Genomic DNA, 16,908 nt, shown 5'->3' on the forward strand with positions numbered 1-16,908 from the left:
GGACCGGCCCTCGGGAGGCCCGACACGGCGCGCCTGGCCGCCGAGGACCCCGGCTCGTGGAGAGAATGGAGCACGTGGCGCGACGGACCAAGCAGCAAGAGCTCCCCGACGACTTCGAGGAGCACATCCTCGACATCGACGTCCGCGAGGAGATGCGCAACTCCTTCCTGGAGTACGCCTACTCGGTGATCTACTCCCGCGCCCTCCCGGACGCGCGGGACGGCCTCAAGCCGGTGCAGCGACGGATCCTCTACACGATGAACGACATGGGGCTGCGTCCCGATCGTGGTCACGTCAAGAGCGCCCGTGTGGTCGGCGAGGTGATGGGTCGTCTGCACCCACACGGGGACGGCGCGATCTACGACGCTCTGGTCCGTCAGGCGCAGTCGTGGTCGATGCGACTGCCGACCATCGACGGCCACGGCAACTTCGGGTCGCCCGACGACTCCCCCGCCGCGATGCGCTACACCGAGTGCCGGATGGCGGCGTCCGCGGTCGCGATGACCGCCGACATCGACGAGGAGACCGTCGACTTCCGGCCCAACTACGACAGCCGCGAGCTCGAGCCGAGTGTCCTGCCTGCGGCGATCCCGCATCTCGTCGTCAACGGGACGACGGGCATCGCCGTCGGCATGGCGACCAACTGCGCCCCGCACAACCTGGTCGAGGTCGTTCAGGCGCTGCGGCACCTGATCACCCACCCGAAGGCCGATCTCGACGACCTGATGCGTTTCATCCCAGGCCCCGACCTGCCCACCGGCGGCAAGATCGTCGGCCTCGACGGCGTTCGCGAGGCCTACGAGACCGGCCGCGGGACGTTCCGGATGCGCGCCACCGCGCGGGTGGAGACGATGGGACGTCGTCGCGGCATCGTCGTCACCGAGCTGCCGTACGGCGTGGGCACCGAGAAGGTGATGGAACGGATCAAGACGCTCGTGCAGGGCAAGAAGCTGCAGGGCATCGCGGACATGAAGGACCTCACCGACCGCGACCACGGCCTGCGGCTGGTCATCGAGGTGAAGAACGGCTTCGTGCCCGAGGCACTGCTGGAGCAGCTCTACAAGCTGACTCCGATGGAGGACTCCTTCGGCATCAACAACGTCGCCCTCGTCGACGGGCAGCCCCGCACCCTCGGTCTGAAGGAGATGCTCGAGGTCTTCCTCGGACACCGCTACGAGGTCGTACGCCGACGCTCGGCCTTCCGCCGCGGCAAGGCCGCCGATCGTCTCCATCTGGTCGAGGGCCTGCTGATCGCGATGCTGGACATCGACGAGGTGATCCAGCTGATCCGCGGAAGCGAGAACTCCGAGGAGGCCCGCGAGCGGTTGATGTCGGTCTTCGACCTCACCGAGCCGCAGGCCAGCTACATCCTCGACATGCAACTGCGTCGGCTCACCCGCTTCTCCCGCATCGAGCTCGAACGCGAGCAGAGCGAGCTGCGACGCACCATCGAGGAGCTCGACGCGATCCTGAGCGACGAGAAGCTGCTCCGCAAGGTCGTCTCCGACGAACTCGCCGACGTCGCCAAGACCTTCGGGACACCGCGTCGTACCGTGCTGCTGGAGTCGGCTGGTACGACGGTCACGGCAGCCGCGGCGCCGCTGGAGGTGCCCGACGACCCATGCTTCGCCCTGCTCAGCTCCACGGGCCTGCTCGCCCGGACGACGAGTGCCGACCCGGTGGGCACCGGTGGGGGCCGCGCCAACCACGACGTCGTCAGCTCCGCGGTGCGCACGACCGCGCGCGGCGAGATCGGGGTGCTGACCAGCCACGGGCGTCTGCGGCGGCTCGCGGTGCTGGATCTCCCGGCCATCCCGCCGTCTGCCAACGACCCCCACCTGCAGGGCGGTCTGCCGCTGACCGAGGTGCTCGCGCTCGACGCGGGCGAACGTGCGCTCGGCCTGTGTCGGATCGCGACCGACGGCCCCGGGCTGGCCCTGGGTACCCGCGACGGCGTGGTGAAGCGGGTCAACCCCGAGGTGCTCGGCAAGGACGAGTGGGAGGTGATCGGCCTCAAGGACGGCGACGAGGTCGTCGGCGCCGTCGAGCTCGTCACCGGCACCGAGAGCCTGTGCTTCATCACCAGCGACGCGCAGCTCCTGCACTTCGGCGCCGACCTGGTGAGGCCGCAGGGCCGCGCCGGCGGCGGAATGGCCGGCATCAAGCTGGCGGCCGGCCAGCGGGTCGTGTGGTTCGGTGCCGTGGACGGCGACCCGGCCACCTCTGCGGTCGTCACCTCGTCCGGTACCTCCACCGCGTTGCCCGGCACCGAGCCCGGCAGCGTCAAGGTGACCCCGTTCGAGGAGTACCCCTCCAAGGGCCGCGCGACAGGTGGCGTGCGCTGCCACCGCTTCCTCAAGGGGGAGGATGCCCTCGTCTTCGCGTGGGCCGGCGCCGCACCCCCGCGAGCGAGCGCCGCGAGCGGGGCTCCCGTCGACCTGCCGCCCGCCGAGGGCCGTCGCGACGGGTCGGGGACTCCGGTGAGTCAGCCGATCACGGCCTGCGCAGGCCCGCTCGCCGTCCGACTCGGCGCCGGAGCCTCGGCGCCCGAGACGCCCGAGGCCGGTGTGACAGGGTGATGGCCATGACGAGCCTTCCCGCGGCCCTCCGTCCCATCCGCCGCACCCGCGCCTCGCGCGGTGCGCGAGCCCTCGCCGTCGCGGCGACCGGACTGGCCCTCGCGGCCACCCTGTCGGCCTGCAGCGACGACGACGGTGCGGACGGCGGCGGCGCGCCGGCGAACGACGTCCTCGGCGAGGCGAAGACGCACCTCGACGAGACCTCCGGGGTCCGGCTGACCCTGGCCACCGACGGCACGGCCGACGGCGACTTCCTCAAGTCCGCCACCGGCGTGATCACCGACGCCCCGGCGTTCGAGGGTTCGGTCGACGCTCGCTTCATGGGCTTCGACGCCAGTGGCATCAAGATCGTCTCGGTCGACGGCGACCTCTACGTGGACATCCCGGTCACCGGCTGGAGCAAGCAGAACCCGGAGGACTTCTGCGCACCCGACCCTGCGACACTGCTCGACCCCGAGACCGGCGTGTCCGGCGTCCTGGGCGCGGCCACCGACCTGGAGAAGGGCGAGAGCCGCCGGGGAGGCGCGAACAACGACGAGATCCTCACCGACTACTCCGCCACGGTGCCGGGCGAGGCGATCACGAACATCCTGCCGTGCGCGCCCGGCGACTCCTTCGACGCGGTGTTCTCCATCGACGACGAGGGCTACCTCCGGACGGCGAAGCTCACGGGTGAGTTCTTCGGCGACGACGACATCACCTACACGATCGACGTCGAGGAGTACGACGTGAGCCAGGAGATCAGCGCCCCGTGAGGCAGCCGGTGCGCATCGACCGGCGGGGTCGGTGGGTGCTCGCGTGACCCAGGTGGACCGTCGCACGCGGGGGTTGCTGACCCTCGCCGCGCTCGCGGTGGCCTTCGCAGCCGTCGACACCTACGTGGTGGTGCTCGCCCTGCCCGACATGATGGCCTCGACCGGCATCGGCGTGCAGGAGCTCCAACGAGCCGCTCCGATCGTGTCGGGCTTCCTCCTGGGCTATGTGGCGATGCTGCCTCTCATCGGTCGCGTCAGCGACCTGCGCGGCCCCGTGCCCGTGCTGACCGCCTCCTTGATCGCCTTCGTGATCGGCTCGGTCGTGACCGCGGCGGCCTACGACCTGACGTCGATGGTGGTCGGCCGGTTCCTCCAGGGCGTCGGCGGCGGTGGACTCGTGCCCGCCACGATGTCGCTGGTCGCGGCGCTGTACCCGGTCGAGCGCCGCGGGCTACCGCTCGGGCTGGTCTCCGCGGTGCAGGAGTTCGGCGCGGTGATCGGACCGCTGTTCGGCGCTGCGGTGCTCACCGTGACGACCTGGCGGGGCATCTTCGCGATCAACGCGGCAGTCGGCCTCCTGCTCTACGTCGCGATCCGGCTCTTCCCGCGCGAGGCCGCGACCTCCGCCGAGTCGCCTGGTGATCGGCGGCAGCCGGAGCGCGTGCCGCGGGGGGTTCCCGACATCCTCGGAGCCGCGTTGCTCCTGATCGCCGTCGTGGCCGCCGGCCTCACCGTCAACCCGCCGACGGCCCTCTACACCGACCTCACCTGGGGCGAGCTCTACGTGCCGGTGACCGACGGCGGCGGTCGTTGGCTGCAACCGGTGGGCCTGATCGCGATCGTGGCGTTCGTGCTGTTCTGGGTGCGCTGCGTCATGGCGCAGCGCCCGCTGCTCGACGTCCGCGCATGGGGGCGCACGCTCGACGAGGCCGACGGTCGTGGCTCGGCGCTGCTCTGCATCGCGTTGGCCGGCATCGTCCTGGCGTTCGCGACCGCCGACCCCGAGGTGTCGGTGTTCTCGCCGCAGGGGCCGTGGTTCCTCACGGGCTCGGCGGTGGCCGCGGTCTCGCTGGTCTTCCACGTGCGGCAGGCTCCCGACCCCATCCTTCCCCGAGGCGTGCTCGCGGCCAGGGCGGCCTGGGGCGGACTCGTCGTCAGCCTGCTCGTCGGCTGGGCCCTGATCGCCGCGCTCGTCGACATCCCGCTGTTCGCGCGCACGGCCGAGGAGTCTTACGACCAGTTGGACGCCGCCCTCGTGCTGCTGCGCTTCCTGGTCGCACTGCCCATCGGCGCGGTCATCGGGGGCTACCTGGTGCGCCGTCTCGACGCCGGCGTGGTGACCGCGATCGGGATGGCGGCAGCCGCGGCCTCGTTCGCCTGGATGTCCACCTGGGACCGCGGCAGCCTCGACTCAGCCCTGCACGGATGGGTTCCGCTGGCCCTGGGTGGCCTCGGCTTCGGCCTGGCCCTCGCACCCGTGAACGCCGCCGTGCTCGCCAGCACGCGCGACGACTCACACGGCCTCGCGAGCGCCCTCGTCGTCGTCGCGCGGATGGTCGGAATGCTCGTGGGCATCTCGGTGCTGACGACGTGGGGCCTCAGCCGCCTGTACGCCGAGCGTGACGCCGACCCCTCTCTCGGCCTGCGCGACCTCGGCATGTTGCAGGAACAGGCCGTCTTCCAGGGCGCCGCCGCGGTGGCCGCGCTGGCCGCGGCGCTCGCCCTGGTGCTCTTCCGGGGAGCTCCCACGCGGGGCACCAGGTGGACACCTCCTGCAGGGTGAGTCCCGACCTCGCTAGGTTGTGGGGCTGTGGCCGAATTCGATGACTTGATCGCCGCGAACGCCGAGTTCGCGAAGGACTTCGCCTATGCCGGGTTCGACGGTATCGCCCGCGCCGGGGTGGCGATCGTGACCTGCATGGACTCCCGTATCGATCCGCTGCGGATGATCGGCCTCAAGCCGGGCGACGCGAAGATCTTCCGCAACCCCGGCGGCCGGGTGACCCCCCAGGCCCTCGAGGCGCTGGTGCTCGGCGTCCACCTGCTCAACGTGCAGCGCATCCTGGTGGTGCCGCACACCCGCTGTGCCGTGGCGTCCAACACCGAGGACGAGCTGCGCGCGCGGGTCGAGGCCTCGGCCGGTGTCGACGCCTCGTGGCAGCCGATCAGCGTGGTGACCGATCAGGAGCGCACGCTCAAGCACGACATCCAGAAGGTGACCAGCCACCCGCTGGTGCCCTCCACGGTGCACGTCGGCGGGTTCCTCTACGACGTCGACACGGGTCTGCTGAACCGCATCGTCTGAGTCCGCCCTCACCTCTCATCACGCGCTCGCCGTGCGCGCCAGGAGGCCGACCATGTTCGAGTCCATCCTCGGCACCGGTGGTGCCCGATGACGCGTGCTGACATCACGTTCGGCTCCGGCGACACCTTCTGCGCCGGATGGCACTACACGCCCGATGGCGCCGATGCCGATGACCTGCGGCCGATCGTCGTCATGGCTCATGGACTCGGCGGGGTGAAGGAGGAGCGTCTCGACGCCTTCGCCGAGCGCTTCACCGCGGCCGGTTACGCCTGCCTGGTGTTCGACTACCGCAACTTCGGCGCGAGTGGCGGTCGCCCGCGTCAGGTCCTCGACATCCAGAGCCAGCTGGCCGATTGGCGGGCTGCGGTGTCCTACGCCCGCTCACTGCGTGGCGCGGACCCCGATCGCGTCGTCGTCTGGGGGACCTCCTTCGGCGGAGGGCACGTGATCGTCACCGCGGCGGACGATCATCGCGTCGTCGCCGCGATCTCCCAGTGCCCTTTCACCGACGGGCTCGCGTCCGCCCTGGCCACCGACACCCTCCCCTCGATCCGCGTCACCGGTCTGGCGATCCGCGACGCCGTCGCAGCTCGCCGTGGCCGCGCACCGGTGATGATCCCGACCTCCGGACCGCCTGGCTCGGCGACCCTCATGAACGCGCCGGACTGCGAGAGCGGCATCGCCGCGCTGAAGCCGGCGGGTACATCGGGCCGAACCGAGGTCGCGGCTCCCGCGGCGAGAACCACGTCGACGCGGCGCCCGGCACCTCGACGTCGTCGACGCGCTGCACGATGGACTCCTCGCACGGCGACGTTAGGATGCCGTCTGGATCGGCTCGATGGTCGCTAACTGCTCCGCCAGAGCGCGACGCTCGATCCGCAGTTCGTAGTGCGACTGCAGGTTCATCCAGAACTCGGCTGATGTCCCGAAGTACGTGCCGAGGCGGACTGCCGTGTCGGCCGTGATGCCCCGCTTGCCGTGGACGATCTCGTTGATGCGGCGGGGCGGCACGCCGATCGCCACTGCCAGTCGATGCTGCGTGATGCCGAACTCGGCGATGAAGTCATCCAGGAGGACCTCGCCAGGATGGATCGGATCGATCCGATTCGTCGTGCTCATCTCAGCCCCTTCAGTGGTAGTCGACCAGTTCGACGGCACTTACACCACCATCGCTCCACTGGAAGCAGAGACGCCACTGATCGTTGACCCGAATACTGTGCTGCCCGCGACGATCACCCCTGAGCTGCTCCAACCTGTTTCCCGGCGGCACCCGCAGATCCTCGATCGTCGTCGCCGCGTGAAGAAGCTCGAGCTTGCGCAGGGCGACCCGCTGCAACATCCGGTCGACGCCTTTGACGTACTCCTCGTTCCAGATTCGCTCGGTCCGCTTGTCCGCGAACGACCTGATCACACCAGAAGCATAACGCGCAACGTTATGAACGCAACTCGTTATCCTCAGGCGTCCAGGGCCTCGACGTCGACGTCGTAGGCGCCCTGCACGATGAACTCCTTGCGCGGCGCGACCTCCGAGCCCATCAAGAGCTCGAAGACCTGCGAGGCAGCGTCGGCGTCGTCGACGGTGAGGCGGCGCAGGGTGCGGTGGCGCGGGTCCATCGTGGTCTCGGCCAGCTGGTCGGCGTCCATCTCGCCCAGACCCTTGTAGCGCTGCACCGGGTCCTTCCAGCGGACGTTCTTCTTCTTCAGCTCCGCCAGCTTCCGCTGCAGCTCGTCGTCGGAGTAGGTGTAGACGTACTTGTCCTGGCCCTTGCGCGGGTTGGAGATCTCGATGCGGTGCAGCGGTGGAACGGCGGAGTAGACACGTCCCTCGCGGATCAGGTCCGGCATGTACTTGAAGAAGAGCGTTGCGAGCAGGCAGCGGATGTGGGCGCCATCGGAGTCGGCGTCGGCCATGAAGATGATCCGGCCGTAGCGGGTCGCGTCGAGGTCGAACGTGCGCCCCGAACCCGCGCCGACGACCTGGATGATCGAGGCGCACTCCAGGTTCTTGAGCATGTCGCCGACCGAGGCCTTCTGGACGTTCAGGATCTTGCCGCGGATCGGCAGCAGCGCTTGGAACTCGGAGTTGCGAGCGAGCTTCGCGGTGCCGAGCGCGGAGTCGCCCTCGACGATGAAGAGCTCGGTGCGCTCGTTGTCGGCGCTGCGGCAGTCGGCCAGCTTGGAGGGCAGCGAGGAGGACTCCAACGCGTTCTTGCGACGCTGCGTCTCCTTGTGCTGCCGTGCGGCGATGCGGGTCTTGGACGCTCCCAGCACCTTCTCCATCAGCAACCGCGCCTGCGCCTTCTCCGCACGCTTGGTGGAGGTGAGGAACGCGGTCAGCTGGGAGACGACGATCTTGCGGACCTCCGCGCGCACCGCCGGGGTGCCGAGGATCTCCTTGGTCTGACCCTCGAACTGCGGCTCTGCCAGCCGCACCGTCACGACGCCGGTCAGACCCTCGAGGATGTCCTCCTTGACCACGTCGGCGTCGTTGACCTTGAGCACCTTGGCGCCGCGCATCGCGTCGTTGAACGGCTTGACGAGGGCGGCCTCGAAACCCGCGATGTGGGTGCCGCCCTTCGGCGTGGCGATCACGTTCACGAAGGAGCGCAGCTCGGTCTCGTAGCCGGTCCCCCAGCGCACGGCGATGTCCACGCCGAGCACGCGGTCGACGTCCTGGGGGGTCATGTGGCCCTGGGCATCGAGCATCGGGACCGTCTCGGTGAACGAGCCCTCCCCCTGGATGCGCAGGATCTCGGTGACGGCCTCGTCACGGGCGAGGAACTCGGTGAACTCCGCGATCCCCCCGTCGTGGCGGAACTTCTCCTCGGTCGGCGTCTCGCCCCGCAGGTCGCGGATGACGAGCTCGAGACCCGGCACGATGAAGGAGGTCTGGCGGGCGCGGCCGACCAGGCCCTCGATCTCGAACCGCGCGTCCTTGGTGAAGATACGGCGGTCGGGCCAGAACCGGATACGTGTGCCCGAGCGCCCCTTGGCCACCCGGCCACCCTTGCGGGTGAGACCCGAGGTCTCGGTGAAGCCGGCGTCGGGACCCTCGCCGTCGAAGATGCCGGCCGCACCGTGGCGGAAGCTGAGACCCTGGCTGGCCGGTGAGCGGTCGACGTCGATGTCCATGCGGGCCGACAACGCGTTCACCACCGAGAGGCCGACGCCGTGCAGTCCGCCGGTGGCGACGTAGGACCCGCCACCGAACTTGCCGCCCGCGTGCAGCTTGGTCGCGACGACCTCCACGCCGGGCAGGCCGGTCTTGGGCTCCTTGTCGGTCGGGATGCCGCGGCCGTCGTCGTAGACCTCGGCCGACCCGTCGGGGTGCAGCGTGACCTCCACACGGTGCGCAGCGCCTGCCAGCGCCTCGTCGACACCGTTGTCGATGATCTCCCACAAGCAGTGCATGAGGCCGCGGGTGTCGGTCGAGCCGATGTACATACCGGGCCGCTTGCGGACGGCCTCGAGCCCCTCGAGGACGAGGAGATGCGCTGCGTTGTAGGTGTTGTCGGCGATCGGAGGACTCCTGGACGTACGGATGGGAGAGCACCGTCGAATCTACCGGCGACACGCCGGGCTCCCGTGCCGCCACGCCTGCCGACCGCACGTCACGATGAACGGGATGTACTCGACGTCGCGTACGTCACGCTCGGAGCATGGGAAATGCCTGATCGGGGAACACCTCTCGTGATTGGATCAAGTGAGGAGCCCCACCTGCCGAAGGGAATGTTGTTCCCGCTGGCTACGTTGATCACGGCACCGACTGAGGAGAGAAGAGGCCGAAAAGTGACGACTGCGACTGCACCCAGCACCCCACTGACCGCTGAGGACCGCTGTGACCGCTGCGGTGCCCAGGCCTACCTCCGCGTCGCCCTCCAGAGCGGAGGCGAGCTCCTGTTCTGCGCTCACCACGCGCGCGAGCACGGCGACGCCCTCAAGGAGATCGCCGTGACGGTCGTGGACGAGACGCACAAGCTCGCGCCCTCGCACGGCGCCTGACACAGGCTTACCCGCACCACCGTTCTCGGGGTTCCGGCCGCTGGCCGGGGCCCCGAGAACGCATTTACGGCTCGATTTCGGCCGCGAGCCGGGCCGACCTGTGGATCCGGCTGCGCGAACTCCGCTCACCTGTCATGCTTGTTCAGCCAGGTCGTGCCGATGGTCTGCCCCCCAGCCATCGGACGACCTGGTCTGGGTTGTGCGGCGCGTCAGGCCACCGGCGGAGCCGCCTCCTCGGCCAGCACCTCGGGTGCCGCCTCGGCGATGACCTCCACGCGCGTGAGGCGCCGCCCCTCGACCGCGACCACCCGGAGCACCGCGCCGTCGACGGCGATCTCCTCGCCCTCCTCCGCGACGTGCCCCAGGCGGGCCAGGATGTAGCCCGCGACGGTCTCGTAGCCGCCGTCGGGCAGCACGATCCCGGTCTCGTCGGCGAAGTCCTCGATGGTCAGACCGGCCGACACCACGACGGCCCCACCGACAGCAGCAGCCGCGCCGGTGTACCCAGCCTCCGGCTCGACGTCGTACTCGTCGCGGATGTCGCCGACGATCTCCTCCACCAGGTCTTCGAGGGTGACGATGCCGTCGGTGCCCCCGAACTCGTCGACCACGATGGCCAGATGTGCACCGGCTTGGCGCAGGCCGACGATGCTGGGCAGCACGCGGTTGGTTCCCGGCAGGTGGACCACCGCACGTTGGACGTCCGCGACGGTGCGACCCGGCGTCGGATCGCCGACGAGGTCACGGACGTGCACGAACCCCGTCACGTCGTCGAAGTTCGCACCGGTGACGGGGTAGCGGGAGTAGGGCTGCGACGTCACCCAGCCGATCGCCTCCTCCAGCGGCATCGCCCCGTCGATGAACGTGACGTCACCTCGGGGCCGCATCACTTCCTTGAGGCTGCCGCGGGTCGCGGCGAAGACGTCGCTGAGGATCTGGCGTTCGTCATCGGTGAGGCTCTCGTTGCTGGTGACGAACTCACGCAGCTCCTCCTTGCTGACCTCCTCCGATGTCGCATCGGGGTCTCCGCCCAGCAGACGAACCACGGTGTTGGTCGAGAGCGAGAGCAACCAGATCACCGGCCGCATGACGGTCGCGAAGCGGTCGAGCACCGGGCCGGTGAGCATCGAGACGCTCGCCGCACGCTGGAGCGCGAGGCGCTTGGGCACCAGTTCGCCGAACACCAGCGACAGGTAGGCGATCAGCAGGGTCATCACGATCAGCGCGGCCGTGTCGGCGGCGTCGTCCCCCAGACCGAGGTCGACCAGGTACGGCGCGACGTCGGGCGCCAGCGTCGAGCCGCCGTAGGCGGCGGAGAGGAACCCGGCGACCGTGACACCGATCTGCACCGCGGAGAGGAAGCGGTTGGGGTCGCGCGCGATCTGCGCGACACGCTGCCCGCGGGAGCCACGGAGAGCGAGCTGGCTCACCTGGGTGTCACGCAGCGACACCAGGGCGAGCTCGGTCGCGGCGAACACACCGCCGACCAGGACGAACACCAGGACCAGACCGAGATTGACGAAGGTCTGTGCATCGATCATGCCCGCTCACCTCCTCCCAGCGGAGCAGATGAGCGGATCAGACTTCGACTCTCGTCCATGCGGGCGATCCTAGGGTCAGGCCGGTCGACGGCGCCTTTCACCCTTCGGTGTGGCGTGACCGCCGCACGTGCCGGGAAGACGACGTCTACTCGGGACTCGTTCCCCGTCCGGAAAGGCTCCGCCGATGAACACCGCGCCCTTCAACGTCAACGCCGACGTCCTCCCACTCGACGGCCGCACCGAGGACATTCGCCAGCGGCTCGCCGCCGGCTACAGCCTCGACGACGTGCTCGGTCCCCGGGATGCGCAGAGCCCCTCCGTCGCGTGACGAAGGGGCTCTCCTGGGTGGGTCGATCTCAGTCCAGGTAGTCGCGCAAGACCTGCGAGCGGCTGGGGTGACGCAGCTTGCTCATCGTCTTGGACTCGATCTGGCGGATGCGCTCGCGGGTGACGCCGTAGACCTTCCCGATCTCGTCCAGCGTCTTGGGCTGTCCGTCGGTCAGACCGAAGCGCATGCTCACCACGCCGGCCTCACGCTCCGACAGCGTGTCGAGGACGGCGTGGAGCTGCTCCTGGAGCAGCGTGAACGAGACGGCGTCGGCCGGGACGATGGCCTCGGAGTCCTCGATCAGGTCGCCGAACTCGGAGTCGCCGTCCTCGCCGAGCGGGGTGTGCAGCGAGATCGGCTCGCGACCGTACTTCTGAACCTCGATGACCTTCTCGGGGGTCATGTCGAGCTCCTTGGCGAGCTCCTCGGGCGTGGGCTCGCGGCCGAGGTCCTGCAGCATCTGGCGCTGGACGCGCGCGAGCTTGTTGATCACCTCGACCATGTGCACCGGGATGCGGATGGTGCGGGCCTGGTCGGCCATCGCACGGGTGATCGCCTGACGGATCCACCACGTCGCGTACGTCGAGAACTTGTAGCCCTTGGTGTAGTCGAACTTCTCCACCGCGCGGATCAGACCGAGGTTGCCCTCCTGGATGAGGTCCAGGAAGAGCATGCCGCGACCGGTGTAGCGCTTGGCGAGGGAGACGACGAGTCGCAGGTTGGCCTCGAGCAGGTGGTTCTTGGCGCGGCGCCCGTCCTCGGCGATCCACTCGAGCTCTTCGAGAACCTTGGCCGAGACCTTGCCGCCCTTGCCGAGCTTCTCCTCCGAGAACAGGCCGGCCTCGATCCGCTTGGCGAGCTCGACCTCCATCTCGGCGTTGAGGAGCGGCACCTTGCCGATCTGCTTGAGGTAGTCCTTGACCGGGTCCGCGGTCGCGCCGGCGACCATGACCTGCTGCGCCGGCTCATCAGTGTCGTCGGCGGCGGAGACTACGAACGACGAGGTGGCGGTGGCCTCCTCCTCGTCCTGCTTGATGGAGGGGTCGGCCGCGACGTCCTTCTCGAACTGGTCGTCGGGGATGTCGGGGAGGACCTTCTTGCCGTCCGGCCCCACCTTCGGGGCCTCGGCCGTCTCGACCGCGGTCGCCGGCGCCGCAGCGGCCTTGGCGCTCGCGGCCTTCTTGGCGGGTGCCTTCTTGGCCGGAGCCGCGGCGCTCTTCTTGGCCGCCGTCTTAGCCGGGGTGCTGGCCGCCTTGCGCGTGCTCGTCGCGGCGGCCGCACGCGTCTCGTCCGGAAGGACGACCGTGAGGCCCACCTCGCTCAGGTGCGCCAACAGCGACTTGAGGTGGCGCGGCTCGACACCGGCGTCCTCGCTGGCGGTGCGCACCTGCTCCGGCGTGAACGTGCCGGTCGGGGTGGCCACCTCGATGAGGGAGCGGACGGCGGGGTGGGAGAGCACCTCGGTCGGGATCTTGCGTGCGTTCGAGGACACGAACACCTCTCGTGGAACTGTTGCTGGCAGCAGGTCGGCGGCGATCTTCGACGTTGTGGGCGCGACAAAGCCCGGTGTCGTCAAGAGCCGTCGATCATTCTGCCACGGGGTGCGGCACGGACCGTGATCGACCCGACCTTCACACCGGGCGCCCCGGCAGCGGACCTTAGGACGCCGACTTCTTCGCCGCGGCCTTCTTCTCCTTCTTGAAGTCGCGCACCTTCTGCAGCGAGTGCTGGTCGACGACGTCGGCCACGGACCGATAGCCCTCCAGGGCGTAGTCGCCGCTGAATCGCTCCCACCCTTCGGGCCGGACGTCGAGTTGCTTGGCGACCAGCGCCGCGAAGATCTTCGCCTTCTGCGCACCGAAACCGGGCAGCGCCTGGATGCGCTTGCCGAGATCCTTGCCGTCGGCCGCCTCGGTCCAGATCCGTTCGGCATGGCCGTCGTACTCCTCGACGACGATGCGAGCGAGCTCCTGCAACCGCGCCGCCATGGACCCGGGGAAACGGTGGATCGCAGGCGGGGTGGAGCACAGCTCGACGAACGCCTCCGGATCGGCCTCGGCGATGCCGCGCGGCTCGAACGCACCCAATCGTTCGGCCACCTTCGCGGGCCCGCGGAACGCGTGCTCCATCGGGTACTGCTGGTCGAGCATCATCCCGGCGAGCAGCGCGAAGGGGTTGTCGCTGAGCAACTGGTCGGCCTGGTCGTCGCCGGTGATGTGGATCGTCATGGCGACATCTTGCTGGATACGCGTCCTCGCGGTCCTGTGGACGACGTCGGGCGGCGCGGCTCGGATCGGGGCACGCTGCGGAGGTGATCACCGAACCGACCGACGGGGCCCTGGCCGAGGTCCTGCGCCACGCCGTCCGTCAGCACACGATGAACCTGCGTGGTCGCGCAGCCGAGCCGACGCTCCACGCAGGGGTTCCTGGCGGACGACAGGTCGCGTTCGCGGTGACGGCGGCCCTGCGTCGGACCGAGTCCGACCACGCACTCCTGGTCGACGTCGTGGAGGCCCTGGTGCGGAGCCTCGGCGGACACGAACCGAACACGATCGTGTGGCTGACCCGTCGCGGGCAGGACGAGGAGGTGGGCGACCTGCGCTGGGCGGCCGCGGTCCGGACCGCCGCGACCGAGCTCGAACGACCACTCCCGTTCGTGGTGGTCACCAGGGTCGGGTGGCGCGATCCCCTCACCGGGGTCGGACGTCGATGGGCGCGGGTGCGGGCGAGCGTCAGGCCACCGCCCTCCCCGACGCCTCGGTAGTGCACCGTGCCCGGGCCAGGCTCAGAGCGGCCAGGCGTGCACCGGCTCGTTGGTGTGCATCAGCTCGCGGTACTCCCCCAACACCTCACGGAGCGCATCGAAGCGGGCCGCGTCGCCCGCCGAACCGGGGTGACGCTCCATCCGGCGCACGAACCACTCGGCACCGTTCATGCCGCGCAGGCACCGCTGCTCGATCACGCCGAGCAGCCGGTCGATCTCCGGGCCGGAGACGCCCCACTCCTCCAGGCCCTCCTGGGCCAACGGCAGCAGCCGGCGCAACGTCAGCTCGGTGGCCGACACCTGGCCGACACCTGGCCAGTACAGCTGCGCCTCGATGCCGTGCTGCGCCCCGAGATGGAAGTTCTCCTCGGCCGCGCTGAAGGACATCTGCGACCACAGCGGCCGCTCGCTGCGCGCCAGTGACCGCACCAGCCCGAAGTAGAACGCCGCATTGGCGACAGTGTCGACGACCGTGGGCCCGGCGCCGAGCAGCCGGTTCTCGACCCGGAGGTGGGGCACGCCGTCCACGACGTCGTAGACCGGCCGGTTCCAGCGGTAGATCGTGCCGTTGTGCAGCCTCAGCTCCCCCAGTGCGGGCGTGCCGCCTGCCTCCAGCACGGCGACCGGATCCTCCTCGTCGAGCACGGGCAGCAGCGCCGCGAAGTAGCGCACGTTCTCCTCGAAGAGGTCGAAGACCGAGGTGATCCAGCGCTCGCCGAACCAGACCCGGGGCCGCACGCCCTGGGCCCTCAGCTCGTCGCTGCGCGTGTCGGTGGCCTGCTCGAACAGCGGGATCCGCGTCTCCCGCCAGAGCTGGCGCCCCATCAGGTACGGCGCATTCGCGCCGAGCGCGACCTGCACCCCGGCGATCGCCTGCGAGGCGTTCCAGTAGCCGGCGAAGAGCTCCGGCGAGGTCTGCACGTGGAACTGCGTGCTGGTGCACGCCGCCTCCGGGAGGATCGAGTCGCTCGTCGTGCGCAGTCGCTCCGCCCCCGCGATGTCGATGACGAGGTCCTCCCCCCGCGCTCGCAGGATCTGCTCGCTGAGCAGGCGATAACGCGGATTGGCACTGATGCTGTGCAGACCCATGTGGCCCTCGGCCAGCGTCGGCAGGATGCCGATCATCACCAGGTGGGCACCCACCTCGGCTGAGCGCGCCTCGGCTTCGTTCAGGCTCGACCGCAGGCCCTCCTCGAACAGCGCCAGCCCACCCTCGCGCAGGCGCATCGGGTCGACGTTGATCTCGATGTTGAACTGCCCCAGCTCGGTCTGGAACGCGGGGTCGGCGATCGCCTCGAGCGCCTCGGCGTTCTTCAGGGCCGGATCCTCCGCCCCGTCGACGAGGTTCAGCTCGACCTCGAGACCCGTCATCGGGTCATCGGTGTCGAAGGCGGACTCGCGCAGCATCCGGGCGAAGACGTCGAGGCAGCTGCGCACCTTCTCGCGGTAGCGCGTGCGATCGGCCGGGGTGAACTCCTGGAGGTCGACCTCTTCGCCCATGGCCCGAGACTAGTCGGCCCGACGGCTCCCGAGAGGTGGTCGACGAGCCGATCAACCCAGACCCGCCGTCCAGTCGAACCCGCCCTCGCACGAGGACGGCGGGACCGCACGCGTCAGCGCCTCCGCGACCAGCCCCGCCAACGAGTAGTCGGGCTCGACCGCGCCGACCCGGTCGAGGGCGCACCAGGCGAGGGCGCCGTCGCCCGCGAGCCATGCCGCCCACGCCAGGAGCGCGGCCGGAGCGGCTCGGACGTCGTCGGGGGCGCAGCGTGTCAGCGTCGTCCAGAACCCGATCGCGTGGTGAGCGGACTCACGATGGATCGTGGCCCAGGCAGCATCGCGAACTCGGATGCAGCGCATACCGGCGAGCAGCCGCGCCAGGTCGGTGTCGACGGGGACGCTCGCCCGCTCGACGTGGTGCTCGACGAGCGCCTGCGTCCACGCGCCCTCCGCGAGCACCCAGGTGCGCCACCGCGGATCGTCGGCGTCGACCACCTCGTCGGCCGCCTCGTCGACGGCAGCCCGCAGCCGCTCCCCCGCCTCGACGTCGGGAGCGAGCGAGGCGGCCAGATCGTCGCGCGACCCCAGTACGACCCGACCCCCGAGCACGGACGCTGCCACGAACGGGTGCTCGCGCAGGTCGTAGGGGACGCCGTCACGCGCCATGCGGCCCGCCGATGCCCCGAGCGAGAACCACCGCTCGCCGTCGGCACGCAGCACCTCGGCGACGCCGATCCCGGCCTGAACGAAGCGTCGGGTGAGGCGGGAGGCGACCCGGCGCGAGACGAGCGCCCGCTCGGAGTGGACGACCACCGCCACGGTCTCCACCTCGTGGGCGACCGCGGGCGAGACCAGCGCCTCGACGACGGCATCGACCGGGTCGGCCGGCCCCTCGGCCGGGTCGACGGTCGGCAGGTCGATCCGCGCATGGAAGGGACGCGGTCCGCCGAAGGTCATCAGCACCACGGACTCGGTCGGCCAGAAGCCGAGCACGACCACCGACGCGGCCACCAGATCCTCAGGACGACGCAGGCGCAGCGTGCCCCCGGGAGAGCGTGGACCGGGCGCAGGCACCACCCCCGCGATAGCGCGGAGGGACGAGGCGGAGGAAGGACGAGGTGTGGGATTCATGCC

16 protein-coding genes are annotated in these 16,908 nt (G+C 69.9%); 8 read left to right on the forward strand and 8 right to left on the reverse strand.

All coding sequences use genetic code 11. The features are described from left to right. Positions 1–65 precede the first annotated feature (65 nt). From KSO97_RS13960 to KSO97_RS13980, 5 genes are all read left to right on the forward strand, one after another. The gene (locus tag KSO97_RS13960) at positions 66–2,579 is read left to right on the forward strand and encodes a DNA topoisomerase (ATP-hydrolyzing) subunit A (RefSeq protein WP_232679960.1); all 2,514 of its coding nucleotides are present in this window, start codon (positions 66–68) and stop codon (positions 2,577–2,579) included. Between the two features lie 5 nt (positions 2,580–2,584). Next, positions 2,585–3,334, forward strand: coding sequence for an LppX_LprAFG lipoprotein (locus tag KSO97_RS13965; protein ID WP_232679903.1), 750 nt, complete (start codon positions 2,585–2,587; stop codon positions 3,332–3,334). A 43-nt stretch (positions 3,335–3,377) separates the two neighbouring features. Beyond that, positions 3,378–5,117, forward strand: coding sequence for an MFS transporter (locus tag KSO97_RS13970; RefSeq protein WP_232679905.1), 1,740 nt, complete (start codon positions 3,378–3,380; stop codon positions 5,115–5,117). A 27-nt stretch (positions 5,118–5,144) separates the two neighbouring features. Next, entirely contained in the window at positions 5,145–5,639 is a 495-nt protein-coding gene (locus KSO97_RS13975; RefSeq protein WP_232679907.1) for a carbonic anhydrase, read from the forward strand. An 87-nt stretch (positions 5,640–5,726) separates the two neighbouring features. Further along, positions 5,727–6,488, forward strand: coding sequence for an alpha/beta hydrolase (locus tag KSO97_RS13980; RefSeq protein ID WP_232679909.1), 762 nt, complete (start codon positions 5,727–5,729; stop codon positions 6,486–6,488). Here the strand turns inward: KSO97_RS13980 and KSO97_RS13985 are convergent. The 3 genes from KSO97_RS13985 to KSO97_RS13995 are packed head-to-tail and all read right to left on the reverse strand — an operon-like array spanning position 6,453 to position 9,083. Then, positions 6,453–6,758, reverse strand: a complete 306-nt coding sequence (locus KSO97_RS13985; protein ID WP_232679911.1) for a HigA family addiction module antitoxin — start codon at positions 6,756–6,758, stop codon at positions 6,453–6,455. The genes KSO97_RS13980 and KSO97_RS13985 overlap by 36 nt on opposite strands. Positions 6,759–6,768: 10 nt before the next feature. Then, entirely contained in the window at positions 6,769–7,050 is a 282-nt protein-coding gene (locus tag KSO97_RS13990; RefSeq protein WP_232679913.1) for a type II toxin-antitoxin system RelE/ParE family toxin, read from the reverse strand. Between the two features lie 44 nt (positions 7,051–7,094). Continuing rightward, positions 7,095–9,083: a type IIA DNA topoisomerase subunit B gene (locus KSO97_RS13995; protein WP_232679915.1), complete on the reverse strand. Its 1,989-nt coding sequence runs from the start codon at positions 9,081–9,083 to the stop codon at positions 7,095–7,097. 285 nt (positions 9,084–9,368) lie between these two features. Here KSO97_RS13995 and KSO97_RS14000 point away from each other — a divergent pair, with 285 nt between their 5' ends. After that, a complete protein-coding gene (locus tag KSO97_RS14000) occupies positions 9,369–9,641 on the forward strand; it encodes a hypothetical protein (RefSeq protein ID WP_269782544.1) in 273 nt (90 codons plus the stop codon). A gap of 209 nt (positions 9,642–9,850) precedes the next feature. Here KSO97_RS14000 and KSO97_RS14005 read toward each other — a convergent pair whose 3' ends face one another. Then, positions 9,851–11,182 carry a hemolysin family protein gene (locus KSO97_RS14005; RefSeq protein WP_232679918.1) on the reverse strand — a complete coding sequence of 444 codons (1,332 nt, stop codon included), beginning with the start codon at positions 11,180–11,182 and terminating at the stop codon, positions 9,851–9,853. A gap of 184 nt (positions 11,183–11,366) precedes the next feature. On the opposite strand from KSO97_RS14005, the gene KSO97_RS14010 reads away from it, so the two are divergent. Beyond that, a complete protein-coding gene (locus KSO97_RS14010; RefSeq protein WP_232679920.1) occupies positions 11,367–11,510 on the forward strand; it encodes a hypothetical protein in 144 nt (47 codons plus the stop codon). Between the two features lie 28 nt (positions 11,511–11,538). Here the strand turns inward: KSO97_RS14010 and KSO97_RS14015 are convergent, their stop codons facing one another. Both KSO97_RS14015 and KSO97_RS14020 read right to left on the reverse strand, forming a co-directional pair. Next, entirely contained in the window at positions 11,539–13,008 is a 1,470-nt protein-coding gene (locus KSO97_RS14015; RefSeq protein WP_232679922.1) for an RNA polymerase sigma factor, read from the reverse strand. Positions 13,009–13,168: 160 nt separating this feature from the next. Continuing rightward, complete coding sequence (locus KSO97_RS14020) at positions 13,169–13,738, reverse strand: HhH-GPD-type base excision DNA repair protein (protein WP_232679924.1); 570 nt, start codon at positions 13,736–13,738, stop codon at positions 13,169–13,171. Positions 13,739–13,821: 83 nt separating this feature from the next. Between KSO97_RS14020 and KSO97_RS14025 the strand changes: the two genes are divergently transcribed. Continuing rightward, positions 13,822–14,274, forward strand: coding sequence for a hypothetical protein (locus tag KSO97_RS14025; protein ID WP_232679925.1), 453 nt, complete (start codon positions 13,822–13,824; stop codon positions 14,272–14,274). 21 nt (positions 14,275–14,295) lie between these two features. Here KSO97_RS14025 and KSO97_RS14030 read toward each other — a convergent pair whose 3' ends face one another. Then, positions 14,296–15,774, reverse strand: coding sequence for a glutamate--cysteine ligase (locus tag KSO97_RS14030; protein WP_232679927.1), 1,479 nt, complete (start codon positions 15,772–15,774; stop codon positions 14,296–14,298). A 51-nt stretch (positions 15,775–15,825) separates the two neighbouring features. Beyond that, positions 15,826–16,905 carry a DUF4192 domain-containing protein gene (locus KSO97_RS14035; protein WP_232679929.1) on the reverse strand — a complete coding sequence of 360 codons (1,080 nt, stop codon included), beginning with the start codon at positions 16,903–16,905 and terminating at the stop codon, positions 15,826–15,828. Positions 16,906–16,908 lie beyond the last annotated feature (3 nt).

Origin of the sequence: Nocardioides sp. R-C-SC26 (genome assembly GCF_021246465.1) — a bacterium.
Taxonomy (GTDB): Bacteria; Actinomycetota; Actinomycetes; order Propionibacteriales; family Nocardioidaceae; genus Nocardioides.

Bases quoted from the DNA above. Each gene is read 5' to 3' on its own strand.
- KSO97_RS13960 (WP_232679960.1), top strand. From the start codon at position 66: ATGGAGCACGTGGCGCGACGGACCAAGCAGCAAGAGCTCCCCGACGAC.
- KSO97_RS14000 (WP_269782544.1), top strand. From the start codon at position 9,369: ATGTTGTTCCCGCTGGCTACGTTGATCACGGCACCGACTGAGGAGAGA.
- KSO97_RS13985 (WP_232679911.1), bottom strand. From the start codon at position 6,758: ATGAGCACGACGAATCGGATCGATCCGATCCATCCTGGCGAGGTCCTC.
- KSO97_RS13980 (WP_232679909.1), top strand. From the start codon at position 5,727: ATGACGCGTGCTGACATCACGTTCGGCTCCGGCGACACCTTCTGCGCC.
- KSO97_RS13965 (WP_232679903.1), top strand. From the start codon at position 2,585: ATGACGAGCCTTCCCGCGGCCCTCCGTCCCATCCGCCGCACCCGCGCC.
- KSO97_RS14020 (WP_232679924.1), bottom strand. From the start codon at position 13,738: ATGACGATCCACATCACCGGCGACGACCAGGCCGACCAGTTGCTCAGC.
- KSO97_RS14030 (WP_232679927.1), bottom strand. From the start codon at position 15,774: ATGGGCGAAGAGGTCGACCTCCAGGAGTTCACCCCGGCCGATCGCACG.
- KSO97_RS14035 (WP_232679929.1), bottom strand. From the start codon at position 16,905: ATGAATCCCACACCTCGTCCTTCCTCCGCCTCGTCCCTCCGCGCTATC.
- KSO97_RS14005 (WP_232679918.1), bottom strand. From the start codon at position 11,182: ATGATCGATGCACAGACCTTCGTCAATCTCGGTCTGGTCCTGGTGTTC.
- KSO97_RS14010 (WP_232679920.1), top strand. From the start codon at position 11,367: ATGAACACCGCGCCCTTCAACGTCAACGCCGACGTCCTCCCACTCGAC.
- KSO97_RS13995 (WP_232679915.1), bottom strand. From the start codon at position 9,083: ATGTACATCGGCTCGACCGACACCCGCGGCCTCATGCACTGCTTGTGG.